Consider the following 17,187-nt stretch of genomic DNA (forward strand, 5'->3'; position numbering starts at 1 on the left):
TTTAGACTTCCTCCTCAGAAATTAATTTTGCTGCAATAGCTAAAGCAATCACTCGCTCCGCCCGTTCAACGATTGGTTTATCTACCATTTTTCCATTGACTGAAATCACGCCTGATCCTTTAGCTTCGGCTTCCCGAATTCCCCAAATAACTTCTTTCGCATGTTGGATTTCCTTTTCAGTTGGCTCGTATACACTGTTTACTAAAGGAATTTGGCGTGGATTGATGACGGATTTACCATCAAAGCCCAATTGTTTGATTAACTCAACTTCTGCTAAAAAGCCTTCCGTATTGTCTACATCTGAATACACCGTATCAATCGCCGCGATTCCTGCAGCTCTAGCAGAATGCAAAATAAAACTACGGGCAAAAAATAATTCTTGTCCATCTGGATAGCGGTGTGTTTTCATGTTTGTCACATAATCTTCTGCACCAAGTGCAATCCCGATTAACCGCTCACTTGCCAGTGCGATTTCTCGAGCATTCAAAACTCCTTCAGCCGATTCGATTGCCGCCATCATTTTAGTCTTGCCAACAGTGATTCCATACGTTGTTTCCATTTCAGTGATCACAGCAGCCACATCAACAATATCTTGAGCCGTTTCTGTTTTTGGCAGACGAATCACATCCACTCCTGCCAAAACCATTGCTTCAATATCTTGGTGACCAACTGTATCCAAGCTATTAATCCGAACGACGGTTTCCACAGTAGAATAGTCAAATGTTCGCAATGCATTATAAACAAGTAAACGAGCACTATCTTTTTCTTTCAAAGAAACGGCATCTTCAAGGTCAAACATCAATGAATCTGCTCCGTATAATGTTGCATCTCGCAACATCGATGCATTAGCTCCCGGTACAAACATCATTGTTCTTCTTAAAGTTTCCATGAATGAATCACCTGCCAATCAATTGTTTCTTCGCCTGCACCACGATAAACGGCCGCAACGGTTCTGGCTTCAATCGTGCAATCTAATGCGCCTTTGTCTACTGCATTGACTTTGACATTCGTTACATCTAGTTTTTCCAATGTTTCTCGAATTTTCGCACGGATCTGACGCCCGAATTGTTTTTCAACGCTACTATTTAAATCAATTTGAATTCCGTTTGTCTCACTTGGATCTAGCATGATCAAAATGTCACTTGATTCAGTTGTACCTGCGGATGCGTTTTGCTTTATTTCCAAAATGTACACCTCTTATTCTTTTTTGTGATTCATGATTTCTTTAAATGTTGTCTCTGGAACAAGGGTTTTGATTTCTTCATAAGCGCCTTCATTCATCAAAGCCCTAACTCTAGATGCACTGATTATTTCATCAGCTTCTACTTTTCTAGGCAAAACGACTAGCTTCAACGTAGAAGAGAAAACTTGTTCCATCGCTTGATTATAGATATTTGTCACTGGTGATAATGGTTCTTCACCCACAAAACGTGTTGTAATAGCTAAAACCGGTGCAATTCGTTCTTTAAAAAGGACGGCATCTAGCGTTGCCTGAGCTTTAGCGATAGTATCTTTGGCTTGATCTTTTAGAAAATAAGAAGGAAATGTCGCACTTGAAACAATATATTCTCTTGTTGGTAAAACAACAACATTTTTTAAATGCTTGATTCCTTCCTTTACTAAACGAAAACGAGTGGTTGTATCAAAAAGTGAACGCTCTTCGGAAACAACAAAAACATAAACTGTCTCATTTTGTTTCGCTGCTTCGGTAATCAAATATAAATGCCCTTTGGTAAATGGATTAGCATTCATCACAATGCCAGCATTCTTTATAGTGGGGCGTTTCAACTTACTAATTTCTGTTAGATAGTCATGAAAATTCGGCATTCCTTGCTCCATAAAAGCCAACTCTTTTGTTACAATGATTTCTGTAAACCCCAAAGAACGGAATAAAGAGCTGACTGTTGGTTTCGTGTATAAAAAATAATGAGTAAAACCTGAATCAATCAACTGTTCACGTAAGTTTTGAACGATCTGGGTCAAAAGATTTTCATTTTGATAGGAAGAATCAACTGCGATACATTTCAAAATATTATGATAGACCGATCCTGTCGCAATTAATGTTTTTCCATCATAGATCCCTATGGTGTAATCTACCTGATCATCTGGTATCAATTCAGAAGTTTTTAGTAATTCAGCCCATTGTTTATATGTCTGATGATCCCGATCCAACCACAATCTTTTTATGATCATTGGATATCACTTCCTACTTTATTTTGCGGGGAATATTTTTAGTAATAATTTTGAAATTAAAAAAAGTAAAAATAGAACTAAAAATACTCCGCCCATTCCAAAAATCATTAACTCTCCAGCAATTTTTAATGCTTCCATATTCATAGCAGTTCAAACTCCTTTCCTTTTTTAGTTATGAGTACGTTGTTATGAAAAGAATGCCAGTAACAATCCGCCAGCTATAACAGATGCAATCTGTCCTGAAACATTCGCACCTACGGCATACATCAAGACAAAGTTTTGAGGATCTTCATCCGTTGCCATTTTTTGGATTACACGACTGGACATTGGAAAAGCGGAAATTCCAGCAGCTCCGATCATTGGATTGATTTTTTCTTTTCTGAATAGATTCAACAATTTAGCAAATAATACGCCACCCACGGAATCCATAATAAATGCGACTAACCCAAAGGCGATAATCATTAATGTTTGGACATTCAAAAATAAACCTGCTTGCATTTTGATTGAGATCGTTAATCCTAATAAGATAGAAACAATATTTACTAATTCATTTTGAGCCGTATTTGATAAACGATCTAGAACACCGCATTCTCTTAACAAGTTACCAAACATTAAAAATCCTACTAGTGGTAGAGAAATCGGTGCGATAAATCCTGCGACGATCGTAATAGCGATTGGAAAAATGATTTTTGTCATTTTTGATACGCTATCCGCTTTATATGTCATACGGATTTTGCGTTCTTTTTTCGTTGTAACAGCTTTGATCGCAATTGGTTGAATGATTGGAACAAGTGCCATATACGAGTACGCTGCAACCGTAATCGGTCCTAGTAAATTAGGTGCTAACTGATTGGATACAAAAATCGATGTTGGACCGTCTGCAGCCCCAATGATACCAATAGAAGCAGCCTCTTCGATATTAAAGCCAAACATTACAGCAACAATTACGGTAAAGAATATCCCAAATTGAGCTGCCGCACCAAATAACAACATAAACGGATTTTGAAGTAATGGACCAAAATCAATCATTGCGCCAATACCGATAAAAATCAGTAACGGAAAAAGCTCTGTGGCAATTCCGGCTTTAAACAAGACATCTAAAACGCCTTCTGCTTCAGAACCATTGACCATTTGTGTCAATACTCCCGTTCCTGGAAAGTTGACTAAAATTGTTCCTAACCCCATTGGTACTAGTAATGTTGGCTCATATTCTTTTTTGATCCCTAAATACATCAACAAACAGCCAATTGCCATCATAAAAATTTGTCCGAATGTTATAGATGTGATTCCTTGAATTAACGTTTCCACGATTTCACTTCCTCCAAAAATAGTCTATTTTAATCTATTGTAATTAACGCATCACCAGCATTGACAACTTGTCCTAATGTGATGTGAAGCCCTGTTACTTTGCCGTCTGCCGTAGCTACAACTTCATTTTCCATTTTCATTGCTTCTAAAATCAATAATGGTTGGTTTTCTTTTACTTCATCTCCAACGTTCACTAAAATTTTCAAGATCGTTCCTGGCATTGGTGATGTCATTGCATCATTTCCAACTGAGGCTGGTGTTACTGGTGTTGGTGTTTGCTCCACTGGTGTTGGTGTTGGTGCGGCTTCTACCACAGGTGGAGTTGGTGTAACTGGTACGGCAATCGGTGCTTGTGGTACACCGCCGATTTCTTCCATTTCTACTAAATACTCTTTTCCATCGATTGAAATTTTGAATTTACGTAACATTTCTTTTCCTCCTAAAGTTTAAAATGTAATGGGCTCGTTTACTCTGACTGAAAAATAGAAAAATGACTGCGATGTTTTTTTGTCACAGGCAGATTTTATCTTTTTTCCTTAATTGACTGAATAACAAACTTGCTTGTTGTATGATCAGTCGATGCAATGCTAGTAACTATGGCAGAGACCAACTGCACTTCTGGATTTCTTTTTAAAATACGCTTAACAACAAACTCACTTTCTGGTCGATCGCCTGCAGCAATTGCTGTTGCAATCGATGAAACGACTAGATATTCCTCACTTTCCACTGAGATGTAGCCATCAATTTCCCGCCACTTATTTATTTCTTTCACAGTAGAAGACAGTGGTAGTTTATTTGCTTCTACCTCTGTTTTGTCTTTATTAAACAGCCATTCAAATAAACCCATGAACTCACATCCTTTCTGTTTATGCATTCATTATAGGTAAAAACGATTACAATAAAATGGATTCAGCAAGGATAAATTGTTCTTTCGCTGTTCCTCTTTATCTCGATTCTTCTAAAACGCATAAAAACATTGTTATATCAAGGTTTATAAGCATTTAAGGATTTATTAACATCTTATTAATATCTCTTTAAGAAAACGCTATCATTCGTGTTTTTTTAGTGTTCTTTTTCTCCCTATCGACTATTTATCTAAACTTTGTTGGATTAAACTAGGCATTGTTAAACGAAACAAGAAAGGGTTTTCAAAAAAAACATCTTATCGTTATTTTTCTATTAATCAACAAAAAAAAGCCCGATTGTTTCGGAAAACGAATTTAATGTTGAAGGAGAGAAAAAAATGTTATTAACTGTTTTGTCTTATGTGATGATCATCGTCTTCATGTTTGTCATCATGAAAAAGAAAATGTCCCCGTTTACTGCACTAGTTTTGATTCCATTGATTTTTGCATTGATTGCTATGGTTGCGGGAGTTTCTAAGAAAGGTTCTATCGGAGACTTTGTAATGGAAGGTGTGAAAACAACATCCACTACTGGTATCATGTTACTTTTTGCCATTCTTTATTTTTCAATCATGTTGGATGCAGGGTTGTTTGATCCCATTACGAAAAAAATGATCCATATTGCCAAAGGTGATCCAATGAAAGTCTTGATTGCTACAGCAGTTGTTGCCGCAGCGGTCTCTCTTAATGGCGATGGAACAACTACCACTCTAATCTGCTGTTCTGCTTTTATTCCTATCTACAAAAAATTAGATATGAAGTTGATGAACTTAGCTGTTATTGTTATTTTGCAAAATACAATCATGAACTTACTTCCTTGGGGTGGACCAACAGCTCGTGCAATGAGTGTATTGAATGTTGGTGCTGAAATTTTAGCTTATCTGATTCCTGGTATGATCATTGCCTTACTTTATGTAATTTTCATCGTAGCACCTTCTATGGGGAGAAAAGAACGTGCTCGTCTTGGAATCAAGCAACTAACTGATGAAGAAATCGATGCAATGACAACTGTTACTGATGAAGAAACGTTGGCCATTCGTCGACCAAAAATTTGGTTGTTCAATGCTATCCTAACAATTTCATTGATTGCTTTGTTAGTCACTGATTCATTTGTTGGTCTCGGCTTACCGCCATTGTTCCTATTCTTAACAGGCACTGTTGTCGCTTTAATGGTCAACTATCCTGTTTTAAAAGATCAATCTTCACGTATTGGTGCAAATGGTGGCGATGCTGTTCAAGTGGTTATCTTAGTTTTTGCAGCTGGTGTCTTCATGGGTCTCTTCCAAGGAACTGGCATGGCAGATGCATTAGCTCAAAGTTTCACAAAAATTATTCCAAATCAACTCGCTGGTTTCTGGGGATTAGTGATTGCGCTAATTTCAGCTCCTGGTACCTTCTTTATTTCAAATGACGGCTTTTATTTTGGTGTATTACCAGTCTTGGCAGAAGCTGGCCGTGCATATGGTTTTACTGACATGCAAATGGCCTTAGCTTCATTGATGGGGCAAGCATTCCACTTGTTAAGTCCTCTTGTCGCATTTATCTATCTATTGCTTCGGTTGACAGGTTTAGATATGGGTCAATGGCAAAAAGAATCCGCAAAATGGGCCTTGGGGATTTTCATTATTTTTGTTGTAACGATCATTTTAACTGGACATATGCCACTTTATATTCCGCAATAACATATCCTTTAATCTTGAAAATCGCACAATTCGAACAAAATGATTGGGACCCGTATAAAGGGTGGGAACAGAAGCAACGCCTTCTTATTTCTCGGAGCTAAATACTTCTGTCCCAACCTCTTCTCTATTATTAATCTGCAAGGAAGTGATCAGATGAGCACAGTATCCGAAGCCGTTGGAAAAAATTTAGATTTAAGTGTAAATGAACCTCTAAAAGAACTTGTTTACGATGCCTTTCGAAAAACAATCATCCTTGGTGAGATCCCAGCTGGACAACGTATTAATGAAAAAGAATTCTCTGAGGTGATGAATATTAGCCGTACACCGATCCGCTATGCATTACAAAAACTTGTTGCAGAAGACTTAGTTGATCATGTTCCTGGCGTGGGAATCATTGTCAAAGGGATTTCAATTAATGATGCACATGAAATTTATGCGATCCGAAAGTCTTTAGATGTTTTGGCAACGATTACTGCAATGAAAGTGATGACTAATAAAGATTTTGAAGAATTAAAAAAGCTGTTAGAAGAAACTGAACAATTAAATGAACAAAATGAAATTGATCAAGTACTGAAAAAATTTTCTGATTTCAACGACTTGATTTACGAAAAAAGTAAAATGTTGCGATTGAAATCAATTGTTATGAAACTACGTGAATACTTAGTTTACTTTCGAGATATTTCCATTCGTTCTAAAAATCGTCGAGATAAAGCGCTAAATGAGCATTGGCAAATTTATAACTGTATGAAAAATCAAGAAGAAGCACAATTGGGATTATTGATTGAGGAACATTTAGATTATTCCCAAACGTTTATTATTAAAGAAATGGAAAAGTATTTAAATGAAACAAGTGAATAAACCTATATCTTCCCAAACAATTGGTACATTTGCCTTGCAAGCTTTGCTTTATGAAGCGGCTCTTTATCCCAAACCTGGATTAGTTGATCCTAAAAGTTGTGGCGCGCATAGCGATATGAATTATTTTACTTTTATTGACAGTAGTACTACTCTTGCGCCATTTCTAACCGAGTATGTTCAGTTGGGTATTAAACATAAAGGAACGCCTTTTGAATTATTTGCCAACGTTCGATCCCTTGGGCAAAAAGCAGAAAAAGCGATGTTAGCAAAAACCAATGGTGTCAATACTCATAAAGGAGCAAATTTCTCTTTTGCTTTAGTTTTGAGTGCAACAGGAAAGATTATTCAAGAACAACGAATAACCCTTCCTTTTTCAAAGCATGAAACAACTGTGATTTTCGACTATGTAAAACAAATGACTAAGGGCTTGCTTGCAAAAGATTTTGCTGATTTAGTACAAAAAAAACACTTAAGTTACGGTGAAAAACTTTATGTAAAATATGGTCTAACTGGGATTCGTGGAGAAGCTGAATCGGGATACCCAACTCTTCAAGAAATTGCACTCCCTTTTTTAAGAAAGCACCGTAAAGCTCAACAGCATAGAACATTTCTACTACTATTGTTACAACTCATGGCTAACATCGAAGATTCAAATTTAATCAATCGTGGTGGTATCAATGCTTGGAAAAATGTAAAAAAACAATCCGATGAACTACTACAACTTTTTTCAATAGACAGCTCTGAAAAAGAATTGGAAGAAGCCTTAATTCGTTTTGATCAAGAATTAATTCAAGTGCACCTTAGTCCTGGCGGTTCTGCTGATTTATTAGCTTTAAGTTACTTTTTTGCTCAGTTGGAAGGTCTATTTTGATACTTATCTTAATAGACAATAGAAAAAAACAGCGGATGAGCGTTTATTATTCATCGGCTGTTTTTCCTTCTGGATTAAATAGATAACCGATTCCCCAAACGGTCTGTAAATACTTGGGTTTTTTCGGATCATCTTCGATTTTATTTCTTAAATAATTAATATACACTGTGATCAGATTTTTATCCATATCCCCATCGCTCCAAACACTAGCATAAATCTGCTCTTTACTAAATACTTGATATGGATTTTCCATAAAGAATAATATCATCATAATTTCTTTCGAGGTCATATTCACTATGTCACCGTTTTTGCTAAATTGATACTGATTTTTATCAAACGAAAAGAGACCTTCTTTTAATATGCTTTCTTCTCGCTGCTGGCTTAATGTCAGCAACTGTTCGGTTCTGTTCAGAGTACTGATAACTTGGGCACGCAACACAGTTGGAGCAAATGGTTTGGAAATATAAACGTCACCACCTGATTCTAGACCACTGACAATATCTTGTTCACTCTTTTTCCCGCTGACAAATATGATTGGCGTTAAAGGCTGACGTTCTCGAATTAATTGAGCCAAATGATAGCCATCATTTTCATGCTCTAAACTTACATCTAAAAGGAATAACTGAAAATCTACTCGATCCATAATATCTAACGTTTTTTCAATCGTATCACTCTGATAAACTAACAGCCCTGTCGACTGAAGCGATTTCCAAATCAGCCTACGAATAGCAGGTTCATCATCCACAACTAAAATTTTTTCGTTCCGCAACATACACACCTCGTTATTCTTTTTATATTATCTCTACAATAGCGGAATTATCTTTAAATTTCAATATGAACTTGTTATGATATGAACAGACTTTTAAAAGGAGCTAGACCAATGAAACGAACAACTAGAATTGTAAACATCATGATTACAGCAATGATCCTCTTTATTGTTGTATCCGTTTTCTTTGCAATCCGTGGTTTCTCTGTTATTAGAAAAACAACCACTGCCAGTGGACAAGATTTCTTGTTGCAGTCAACAGAGTATGTTGGTAAAGTGATTCAGTTATCTATGAAAAATCGGCATCAATCACTCAATTACTTAGCTATAGACGGCAATTTAAAAAACAGCGATGCCCCTGCAACTTACTTAAAAACTAGCCAATCTTCTCTTACTACTTTTTTTGACTCACTTAATGATGAAGCTGATGCACTTTTCTATGTAGCACCTGACGGGACACCATTGTATGCTTTTCATTGGAACTCAGAAAAAAAACAGGTGTCAATTGCGGATATTCAAAGCATTCGTCCATTCATTAATCATGATTTATCTTTAAAGCAGCTACTTGATAATCCTACTACTCAAAATGGCGATTCCTATTTTATAGATAAAAAATCCTATATTAATTTTTATAAGGAAATCCGAACAGTAACAGGCAGTATTGATGGTTACTTGATTTTACCACTTAATTTAGAGGCGTTTTATAAGAATTTTTTACAAGATTTTGAATTAGACTATAAAGGTTACCCAATGATCAAAGATCGCTCAATGACTGTCATTATGCATCCTGTAACAAAACAAGTGGGTCTAGATATTATTAGCGATCGGGAAAAGCTTTATCCTAACTTTGATTACTCTGATTTAAAACGATTGGAGAAATATCAATTAAATCATTCTTCTGGAAAGTTAACCTATAAATCTTATTGGTGGGATGAAGATATACCTTCAGAAGTGTTAAAAATCAGTGCCTTTGAATGGATTGATGTTGGTTTAGCTCATTGGGTCGTTGCGATCAATGCGGATTATAATGAACGAAACGATGCTATCATCAATTTCGTCATTGTTTTGTCTTTCCTTTTAGTTTTATTATTACTATTAATCATCATCTGTTCGCTGTTTATTCATAATTTCAGAAAAAAAGAAACAATCGAAGAAGAAAATCGACGATTAATCGAAAAACAAAAACAACAAAAAGTACAACATCAACTAGAATTAGAACTCTATCAGCGCAATAAAATGGAAACGGTTGGTTTGCTCACTACTTCAATCGTGCATGATATGAATAATTTCTTAACCCCCATCATAGGTAATACGCAGTTACTTCTTGAAGAATACGCAGACAATCCTGTATTAGAAGCAGACCTAGAAGAAATCTTGCACTCTGCTCAAAGAGGAAAGCAGCTTTCATCAAACGTTCTACGTTTTTCTAAAACACAAGACAGTGTTCAAGAATGGATGGATATTTCTGCTGCTATTGGTGTAGCCACCCATCTTATTGGAGAAATTATTCCTAAAAAAGTACAGCTGACATTATCAATTCAAGAAAATCTAGGAACAACTAAGCTGGAAGAAATTGATTTACAAAACTTGATCTATAACTTGATAACTAATGCCTATCAGGCAACAAAAGATAATAATGATAAACGCCAAAAAATTCAGGTAACTGTTCGCCCTGCATCAAAAGAAATAACAGATATACTCAAAAAAGATAACCATAGGATGAATCATATTGACGCCTTTGTTACACTTGAAATCTCTGATAATGGATCAGGGATTCCTACTAAGTTACAAGAAAAAATCTTTGAACCATTTTTTACTACCAAAACGGCTGATGAAGGTACTGGCTTGGGCTTGTTCGCGGTGACCTCAATCGTTGCAAAATATGGTTGGCATCTAGTATTGGATTCAGAGGAAGGACACGGTGCTAGTTTCTTAATCACTTTTCCAGTACGTTCTCCTAAATAAACATTCTTTTATAGGATGTTTATTTTTTTTATAAGGTAATAACTATGTTCTACTCCTTAGACTTTATAGTATTTTTTCCGTTCATTTTTCGTTATACTGATAAGGAAATCATTTATTGAAGGAGTTCTATCCATGGGAAGTTATTTTAGTATTATCATCGGCATTATTTATCTGATTGGTGCATTTATGATTCCAACTTGGCGTCGTAAAAAAGTAAATCAAGATTGGAAGTTTTTTGAATTACTTTGGTTCTCACTTTGTTTTATCTTCTATGTCATTTATTTGGAAATCCAGCTTCACACTTATTACTATCTAATTCCTTCAGCCTTTTTACTGCTTTTTCTTTTTTGTTATTTTAAAGAAAAACGCAGATTGGTAAATGGATTGCTATTTAATCTATTTTTGGTTGTCGGTATGACTTATCTTGGGATTTTGTTAGTTAGAACGAATGATCCACTACTGATGGTTTTGGCTGGAATCACAGGTGCTGTCTTGTTCCTACTCTTATTGATTGGGCTTTATGCGTTACTTGTTTTCTTATACTGGAATGCTATTGTCGTTTTACGAAAAGAAGGACATTCTCTCGCCAATTTATTAACTTTGCTTTTAGCAATTGGTTTGACTGTTTTTTTAATTTTTAATTTTTATTCTACTCGAATTTTGCCGCAGTGGGCTTCTGTATTGTTTGGCATTTTGCCCTTATCAATGTTTTATTTTTCAATCGTTTTTTATAATTTTTTAACGATTTCGATCATCTATCAATTCAATCAGCCCAACTATAACCAAGACTTCATTATCGTTTTAGGCTCAGGTTTGATTGATGGAAAAACAGTGCCTCCACTTTTAGGTAAACGTATTGAAAAAGCCATTCAATTTTACAAAGCTCAATCTCGAGCAACACTACATCCGCCTAAAATTCTTATGTCTGGCGGTAAGGGAGATGATGAGCATATTGCTGAAAGTATCGCTATGAAGCAATATGCTATAGAAAAAGGGATTCCAGAAGAAAGTATTTTAGTTGAAACAAACTCTAAAAATACTTTGGAAAATATGAAATTTTCTAAAGAAATCATGGAACAAACTTTTGGTGGAACAGATTTTCATGCACTCTTCACTACTAATAATTTCCACCTATTTCGAGCGGGTCTTTTTGCGAAAATGGCCAATCTAAATGCTAATGGCATCGGCGCAAAAACGGCTTTTTACTTTCTGCCAAATGCTTTTTTGAGAGAGTTTATTGCAATCGTAATGATGCATAAACGCCGCCATTTAATTGTTTGTGGTTTCATTACGTTAATGATGATTCTATTAGCATTAGCTGACTTCTTCCTTGTCTCTCACAATTAAAACAAAAAACGAGGATAGGACAAAAACGTTTATCAGTATCCCACAAGACTGGTGCATGATTCGCAGAGTTATGTCCCAGTCTTGTTTTTTCTTTAGTGAAGATGCACATGACGAATCTCATCGTAACCAACCTTTTGACTATCCACATAAATTCCTAATTCATCGTGCCCTTGAATTCTTCCTATAATATCGGCTCCGTAATTCCCTTCACCATCTAATTCTTCTTTCTGAATAATTACTTCAACTTGATTTTGAAAGGCTTGAGCTAAAACTTCATCGATTTCAGCCCAACTCATTTGTCTCTTCTTTTCAGGCGGTTGTCTTTTCTTCTCTTGTTCAATAATTGCTGTATGTTCAGACAAATAAAAGCCTGCCCATTTTTTCATTTTTCGATCTTGATACTGCTCAAAATAATAGTCTCGCTCTTTGCTCATTGTAATCCCTCCATTCCTCCTGCATGTCCACCTACCAGTGATGCTCTTGAAATTGCTGTACCGCCAGATGATACCGAACTTGCATGAACTAATGAAACGTAGCCGAAGCGCTGACGAATTTCATCAATTAGCTGGTCTAAGTTTCGTTCTTTCAATTGTTCGTCTGGCTCATGAAATAAATCTAATTGTACATAAGTATTGTAATTTAGTTTGGAATACGTAATTCCAATATGTCGTACTTCTTCTCCATGCCAATGTTGTCTGAATATCATCAGACAGTAGTCGATTAACATCCTACTACTATTTGTTAAAGGAACTTTCATTTGCCTTGAAAAACCTGTTCCTTCTCTCTTAACAGCTTTTGAAAAGCCAATCGATAAGTGAACGCATTCTGTTTGGCAGTTAGCTTTTCTAAGCCTAGCTGCCACCTGATCTGCCATTTCTCGAATCACTACTTCAATCTCGTCTTGTTTTAGATAATCTCGCATCAAAATCTGAGAATTATTATAGGATCTCTCTTCTGGTATGTACTTTTCCGCTAAACGACTGCGGTCGATGCCGTGAGCATGAGCATAAAGCTGCTCGCCAATGATTCCAAGATTTCTTTTTAAGCTATTTATATCTGCATGGGCTAAATCATAAACAGAACGAATGCCGAGATCGTTCAATCTCTTCGCTAATCTTTGACCGATTCCCCACATGTCAGTCATTGGTTCAATGGACCAAACTTTTTCAGAAACATCTTCATAATGCCATGTTGCTAACCGTTCATCATTATGCTTCGCTTCAATATCCATAGCTAATTTGGCTAATAAGGGGTTGTCTCCAATGCCAATGGTAATATATAATCCTGTTTCTTTTTGGATTCTTTGTTGGATGAGTTTAGCTAATTCCATTGGTGTTCGCCCGAATAATCTCCAACTGGCTGTTACGTCTAAAAAAGATTCATCAATCGAGTAGATATGTAAATCTTCTTCTGCCACATATTCTGAATAAATAGCATTGATTTTCATGTTCTCTTTGATGTATTCATTCATTCGTGGCGGAACTACTACTAATTCAGGGTGATTAGGTACATCGTATTTCCTCGTTACATTAGTGATGCCAAGTACTTCTTTCGCTTTTGGAGAAGAAGCTAGAACCAGGCCGCCGGTATTTTCAGCATGACTCATAACGACAAGCATTTTTTCCATAGGATCATATCCTCTGGCCACACATTCGACAGATGCATAAAATGATTTTACATCAATACAAAAAATCGCTCTTCTAGGTTCTTTTTCATAGTCAAAAAACATTGCAATCCTCTCCTTGGTTTCTTTCATAGTTATTATACGAACGTACGTTTGTTTTGTAAAGGGGAACATCTTTTTAAATTTTGTGGGCTACAGACAAATTAAAAATAATACGAGCTACTATCAGCTTTTTGTCTGATAATCGCTCGTATTATTTTAGTATTTAATATTATCTAACATAACGTCTTTTGAAATGTGCTGACAATAGTTGCTAAACCAAATTATTTATAAACAACAATGATTTTCTTTTACAATTGTTTCATCTAATAACATATCATCTATTAATTTTTTGAAGTTCAAACTCCATAAATATAATGCCTCTTCTTTATACTTAATTTCTTGCAGACTATATCATTTTCCCCGTTCTAATTTTACACAAACGGATGAATTGTTCTGTTGCGCTCCAATTCTGCTGAACGCGATTTTTTGAATACCAAAGAGAACCACCTCTTATCCAATTTTCTCGCCATTTTTGTATTCCTTTATCTTTATCTGGATAATCATGCAGGCCAAATTGAAAACCGCAACATGGACAGATTTCATCTGAAGTGGAGCCATATTCTTCAGTGTAAGCTGGTTCAAATAGTCCATCAAACTCACAAACTGGACAACTATTTTTCTCCTCTTCTTTCTTAGTAGATATAATACCAACACTATTTAATTGTTTTTGTACGTCCCAATCCTTTGGTTGATCAGGAATATACCAAAAAGGACAACCCTTTTTCAGCCAATTTTTTCTCCATAAATCATGAGAAATTCCTTTATCATCATCTTTTCCAAATTGAAAACCACAACAAGAACAAACCTCACCTGATGGATGTTTTTCTCCATATGGCTCCATTTCAAGTTCTTTAAAGCCACAAACTGTGCATGTATACATTGTATTACCGCCATTCCTAAAATTCGCTTATTTGATTTTCCAGCACACTCATCTTTCTCCTACCACGTTCAAAGATGATTCTTTTATAATTGAAATCAACTACAGAAAGAACAACCCACTTTCATGTGCAATTTTTTCATATACTTTTTTATCTTCTTCACTTTGAAAAATCAAAGGTATACTAATATCATAATTCGTTTTTATAATTAAAGGTACTGTATTGAAATACAAGCTACTCCATAAACTTTCCCGTAAAAAACCTTTAAAAAACATATTCAATACATTAAGATCATCTATTAAATAAATTGGTTCTTTACTCTTTCTCAAAATTTCAATCTGTTTTAATATGATATATTTATCTATTTGATCAAAGAGCTTCTCTTGACTAATCAGAAACTCTATTAAATCTTGATTATTTCCAAATGTTCCTAAGTCGATATAACATTTTTCTCTATTTAATTCAAAAACTTTTTTGATGAAGCAAAGAAATTTAGATTCTTGACTTAATTTAAAATAGTTGTTTGATAGCAAATCTAATCGTGGATCTTCTTTAAGCATCGGTTTATTAAAAACATCTAATACAACCTTTTTGTATTTTTTTTCAGTCTCAATAAGTAGATCGTCATAATCATCAGCTCGAATATATAGCTCCCATAACTCACTATTAATATTCACCGTATCACTATCAATTGGCTGTATTTTGGGAATGATACCGTCTTGTGATTGAATCTCTAAGTCTGGTTCCTTTTTCATCGTAAGTTTTCTCTCGCTTTCCTTTTTCAAAATCTCTTTTATTTTTGTACTTTTCCAAGAACATCTTCTACGACTGGCTCCATCACCTTGTGACAAAACTGAATCATATTTTTGTAAATATCCAGTATCTTTTTTTGCTTTACTGTTCCCATTTCTTATTGTTGTGCCACTTTTAGGATTAAAAACAGCTTCTACCTCGGATATAATTGACAAAGACGTAATTGGCGCTACTGAATAAATTATGTATATGGTCGGAGTAAGCTATAAAAATACATAGCTTACTCCAACTTTGATTACCTTTTCTACTGATGACTCTCGTATTGCAAATTCACCAAATTCGTCAACTGCGATTTGGGTGACCACTCTGTTGGTTTATCTGGTTTAAAGTGCCATTGACAACCTCCTAATATCCAATTTTCACGCCACTTTTTTATACCTTTAATTTTTTCTGGATAATCATGCAGGCCAAATTGAAAACCGCAACATGGACAGATATCATCTGAAGGGTATCCATATTCTTCATCATAAGCTGGTTCAAATAATCCATCAAATTCACAGACTGGACAATTATTTTTTATCAGATTACTCTTTTTATAAGTGACGTCAATCTCTTTTAGTTGTTTTTCTACATCCCAATTTTCTGGACACTCAGGAATATACCAAAAGTGACAGCCTTCTTCTATCCAATTTTTTCGCCATTCTTCATATGAATTACGATTATCTTTATCATCTTTTCCATATTGAAATCCACAACACGAACAAATTTCACCTGATGTATTTTTACCATTATACTGCTTATTTTCTAAGCCATCATAGCCACATACTAAACACGAATATAACATATTTATTCCCCTCTCTATTTCTCAGGTTGCCTATTCCAATATTTTTTTCATCATATAACCTAGTTACACCATCAGTATCGACTTTTTTGATACTTGTCTTTATTCTTATGCATATCATTTGCCTTTTTAGCATAGTCATCAACACTCTTAGCCCCCGATCATGATGAGCTTTGAGTGTCTTATGTAGCTTCTAGTTGTTGTATTTTCTGGTACATAAAAGGTTTTAGTTGCTCAATATTTTTCAAAACATTATGTATAGTCAAAGTAAGTACACAAATTTGAAACTTACTTTGACCTATTTTAAAATTTAATCACTCTACTCTGTTTTATTATTTAGTTAGTTTATCTATAGCTATTCTTCCGTTAATTTTACTTCTTTATAATGCTTCCATTAACAATTGATTTTAAAATATCAGGCGAATAAAGATAATCTAAACCTATTTCAAAATCAGTTGACTTCTCATTTAAAATAATATTGTTCAACTGTTCAATACTTTCGTACAAAAACTTCTCTAGTTCAACATTTTTCTTTTGTTTCCCCCACACCCCCTCAATTATTCCCCAGTCAAAGCATCGCATAACTCTCAGATAGTTAGCACCTGACCAATCCGGATTTATGTCATCGCTTAAAACAATTCCACCAGAAACTAACTTATCTAACTGTTCTAAAATTTTAATTATTTTGGAATTATTTGAAACTATAATGTTATCATTTTCAATTGAAGGCCATGCGTTTAAAAGTTCTTCTCTTTTTTTTACGCCCGCTCTTATTTCAGCAATGTCTACTTTTTTATTCCAATAAACTTTTCTAATTATAAAAAACGTATTCTCATCAAATTCTTCTCTTTCATTTGAATATATAGAAAAACTAATTAAATCGCTATTCGGAACTTCCCTTACCAGTTGAAATATAGGCTCGCATTTTGTTTTAATATTTTCATTTATCACAGTAATTTTTGCTGGTTCTTTTATATAGTATTCTGTAATTTCTTCATATCTAACCATTGGTATTTGAGAAAAAGAAGTGCTATATTCTCTAATTTTTTTACCATTAGTTAACTCTTTAGATCGTGCTATTTTCATTTTTTTCT

The 17,187-nt window shown here is 34.9% G+C and carries 19 protein-coding genes; 5 read left to right on the forward strand and 14 right to left on the reverse strand.

Annotated elements, in window-relative coordinates; genetic code table 11:
* Position 1 precedes the first annotated feature (1 nt).
* The 7 genes from citE to BCR23_RS01310 form a co-directional block, all read right to left on the reverse strand.
* Entirely contained in the window at positions 2-889 is an 888-nt protein-coding gene (gene citE, locus BCR23_RS01280) for a citrate (pro-3S)-lyase subunit beta (RefSeq protein WP_069633691.1), read from the reverse strand.
* Positions 877-1,185, reverse strand: coding sequence for a citrate lyase acyl carrier protein (gene citD, locus BCR23_RS01285; protein WP_069633692.1), 309 nt, complete (start codon positions 1,183-1,185; stop codon positions 877-879). The genes citE and citD overlap by 13 nt, the downstream gene beginning before the upstream one ends.
* A 12-nt stretch (positions 1,186-1,197) precedes the next feature.
* Positions 1,198-2,193 (reverse strand): [citrate (pro-3S)-lyase] ligase, encoded by a 996-nt coding sequence (gene citC / locus BCR23_RS01290; RefSeq protein WP_069633693.1) that lies wholly within the window; start codon positions 2,191-2,193, stop codon positions 1,198-1,200.
* Positions 2,194-2,211: 18 nt separating this feature from the next.
* Positions 2,212-2,337, reverse strand: coding sequence for an OadG-related small transporter subunit (locus BCR23_RS14950; RefSeq protein ID WP_069633694.1), 126 nt, complete (start codon positions 2,335-2,337; stop codon positions 2,212-2,214).
* A gap of 42 nt (positions 2,338-2,379) precedes the next feature.
* Positions 2,380-3,501 (reverse strand): sodium ion-translocating decarboxylase subunit beta, encoded by a 1,122-nt coding sequence (locus BCR23_RS01300; RefSeq protein WP_069633695.1) that lies wholly within the window; start codon positions 3,499-3,501, stop codon positions 2,380-2,382.
* Between the two features lie 29 nt (positions 3,502-3,530).
* Positions 3,531-3,929: an acetyl-CoA carboxylase biotin carboxyl carrier protein subunit gene (locus BCR23_RS01305; protein WP_069633696.1), complete on the reverse strand. Its 399-nt coding sequence runs from the start codon at positions 3,927-3,929 to the stop codon at positions 3,531-3,533.
* A gap of 95 nt (positions 3,930-4,024) precedes the next feature.
* The gene (locus BCR23_RS01310; RefSeq protein ID WP_069633697.1) at positions 4,025-4,348 is read right to left on the reverse strand and encodes a hypothetical protein; all 324 of its coding nucleotides are present in this window, start codon (positions 4,346-4,348) and stop codon (positions 4,025-4,027) included.
* A 396-nt stretch (positions 4,349-4,744) separates the two neighbouring features.
* Between BCR23_RS01310 and BCR23_RS01315 the strand changes: the two genes are divergently transcribed.
* The 3 genes from BCR23_RS01315 to citG all read left to right on the forward strand — a co-directional run bounded on the left by BCR23_RS01315 (position 4,745) and on the right by citG (position 7,817).
* Positions 4,745-6,088, forward strand: a complete 1,344-nt coding sequence (locus tag BCR23_RS01315; protein WP_069633698.1) for a CitMHS family transporter — start codon at positions 4,745-4,747, stop codon at positions 6,086-6,088.
* A gap of 153 nt (positions 6,089-6,241) precedes the next feature.
* Positions 6,242-6,946 (forward strand): GntR family transcriptional regulator, encoded by a 705-nt coding sequence (locus tag BCR23_RS01320; RefSeq protein WP_069633699.1) that lies wholly within the window; start codon positions 6,242-6,244, stop codon positions 6,944-6,946.
* The gene (gene citG / locus BCR23_RS01325; RefSeq protein ID WP_069633700.1) at positions 6,930-7,817 is read left to right on the forward strand and encodes a triphosphoribosyl-dephospho-CoA synthase CitG; all 888 of its coding nucleotides are present in this window, start codon (positions 6,930-6,932) and stop codon (positions 7,815-7,817) included. Before BCR23_RS01320 ends, citG begins: the two co-directional genes overlap by 17 nt.
* Before the next feature lie 46 nt (positions 7,818-7,863).
* Here the strand turns inward: citG and BCR23_RS01330 are convergent, their stop codons facing one another.
* Entirely contained in the window at positions 7,864-8,586 is a 723-nt protein-coding gene (locus BCR23_RS01330; protein WP_069633990.1) for a response regulator transcription factor, read from the reverse strand.
* A 111-nt stretch (positions 8,587-8,697) separates the two neighbouring features.
* Between BCR23_RS01330 and BCR23_RS01335 the strand changes: the two genes are divergently transcribed.
* Together BCR23_RS01335 and BCR23_RS01340 are read left to right on the forward strand one after the other, a co-directional pair.
* Positions 8,698-10,548 carry a sensor histidine kinase gene (locus BCR23_RS01335; protein ID WP_069633701.1) on the forward strand — a complete coding sequence of 617 codons (1,851 nt, stop codon included), beginning with the start codon at positions 8,698-8,700 and terminating at the stop codon, positions 10,546-10,548.
* 132 nt (positions 10,549-10,680) lie between these two features.
* Positions 10,681-11,895 (forward strand): YdcF family protein, encoded by a 1,215-nt coding sequence (locus tag BCR23_RS01340; protein WP_069633702.1) that lies wholly within the window; start codon positions 10,681-10,683, stop codon positions 11,893-11,895.
* A 92-nt stretch (positions 11,896-11,987) separates the two neighbouring features.
* Here the strand turns inward: BCR23_RS01340 and BCR23_RS01345 are convergent, their stop codons facing one another.
* The 6 genes from BCR23_RS01345 to BCR23_RS01370 all read right to left on the reverse strand — a co-directional run bounded on the left by BCR23_RS01345 (position 11,988) and on the right by BCR23_RS01370 (position 17,179).
* Positions 11,988-12,329, reverse strand: coding sequence for a hypothetical protein (locus BCR23_RS01345; RefSeq protein WP_069633703.1), 342 nt, complete (start codon positions 12,327-12,329; stop codon positions 11,988-11,990).
* On the reverse strand, positions 12,326-13,624 hold the full coding sequence (locus BCR23_RS01350; protein ID WP_069633704.1) for a Y-family DNA polymerase: 1,299 nt from the start codon (positions 13,622-13,624) through the stop codon (positions 12,326-12,328). The genes BCR23_RS01345 and BCR23_RS01350 overlap by 4 nt, the downstream gene beginning before the upstream one ends.
* A 343-nt stretch (positions 13,625-13,967) precedes the next feature.
* The gene (locus tag BCR23_RS14805) at positions 13,968-14,501 is read right to left on the reverse strand and encodes a hypothetical protein (RefSeq protein WP_205688480.1); all 534 of its coding nucleotides are present in this window, start codon (positions 14,499-14,501) and stop codon (positions 13,968-13,970) included.
* 99 nt (positions 14,502-14,600) lie between these two features.
* Complete coding sequence (locus BCR23_RS01360; RefSeq protein WP_240482511.1) at positions 14,601-15,467, reverse strand: hypothetical protein; 867 nt, start codon at positions 15,465-15,467, stop codon at positions 14,601-14,603.
* 89 nt (positions 15,468-15,556) lie between these two features.
* Positions 15,557-16,096 (reverse strand): hypothetical protein, encoded by a 540-nt coding sequence (locus BCR23_RS14810; protein ID WP_205688481.1) that lies wholly within the window; start codon positions 16,094-16,096, stop codon positions 15,557-15,559.
* 369 nt (positions 16,097-16,465) lie between these two features.
* Positions 16,466-17,179: a hypothetical protein gene (locus BCR23_RS01370; protein WP_069633705.1), complete on the reverse strand. Its 714-nt coding sequence runs from the start codon at positions 17,177-17,179 to the stop codon at positions 16,466-16,468.
* Positions 17,180-17,187: the final 8 nt, after the last annotated feature.

The organism is Enterococcus quebecensis, from assembly GCF_001730365.1.
In the GTDB taxonomy this organism is placed as follows: domain Bacteria; phylum Bacillota; class Bacilli; order Lactobacillales; family Enterococcaceae; genus Enterococcus_L; species Enterococcus_L quebecensis.

Bases quoted from the DNA above. Each gene is read 5' to 3' on its own strand.
- citE (WP_069633691.1), bottom strand. From the start codon at position 889: ATGGAAACTTTAAGAAGAACAATGATGTTTGTACCGGGAGCTAATGCA.
- citC (WP_069633693.1), bottom strand. From the start codon at position 2,193: ATGATCATAAAAAGATTGTGGTTGGATCGGGATCATCAGACATATAAA.
- BCR23_RS14950 (WP_069633694.1), bottom strand. From the start codon at position 2,337: ATGAATATGGAAGCATTAAAAATTGCTGGAGAGTTAATGATTTTTGGA.
- BCR23_RS01305 (WP_069633696.1), bottom strand. From the start codon at position 3,929: ATGTTACGTAAATTCAAAATTTCAATCGATGGAAAAGAGTATTTAGTA.
- BCR23_RS01310 (WP_069633697.1), bottom strand. From the start codon at position 4,348: ATGGGTTTATTTGAATGGCTGTTTAATAAAGACAAAACAGAGGTAGAA.
- BCR23_RS01315 (WP_069633698.1), top strand. From the start codon at position 4,745: ATGTTATTAACTGTTTTGTCTTATGTGATGATCATCGTCTTCATGTTT.
- BCR23_RS01320 (WP_069633699.1), top strand. From the start codon at position 6,242: ATGAGCACAGTATCCGAAGCCGTTGGAAAAAATTTAGATTTAAGTGTA.
- citG (WP_069633700.1), top strand. From the start codon at position 6,930: ATGAAACAAGTGAATAAACCTATATCTTCCCAAACAATTGGTACATTT.
- BCR23_RS01335 (WP_069633701.1), top strand. From the start codon at position 8,698: ATGAAACGAACAACTAGAATTGTAAACATCATGATTACAGCAATGATC.
- BCR23_RS01340 (WP_069633702.1), top strand. From the start codon at position 10,681: ATGGGAAGTTATTTTAGTATTATCATCGGCATTATTTATCTGATTGGT.
- BCR23_RS01345 (WP_069633703.1), bottom strand. From the start codon at position 12,329: ATGAGCAAAGAGCGAGACTATTATTTTGAGCAGTATCAAGATCGAAAA.
- BCR23_RS01350 (WP_069633704.1), bottom strand. From the start codon at position 13,624: ATGTTTTTTGACTATGAAAAAGAACCTAGAAGAGCGATTTTTTGTATT.
- BCR23_RS14805 (WP_205688480.1), bottom strand. From the start codon at position 14,501: ATGTATACATGCACAGTTTGTGGCTTTAAAGAACTTGAAATGGAGCCA.
- BCR23_RS14810 (WP_205688481.1), bottom strand. From the start codon at position 16,096: ATGTTATATTCGTGTTTAGTATGTGGCTATGATGGCTTAGAAAATAAG.
- BCR23_RS01370 (WP_069633705.1), bottom strand. From the start codon at position 17,179: ATGAAAATAGCACGATCTAAAGAGTTAACTAATGGTAAAAAAATTAGA.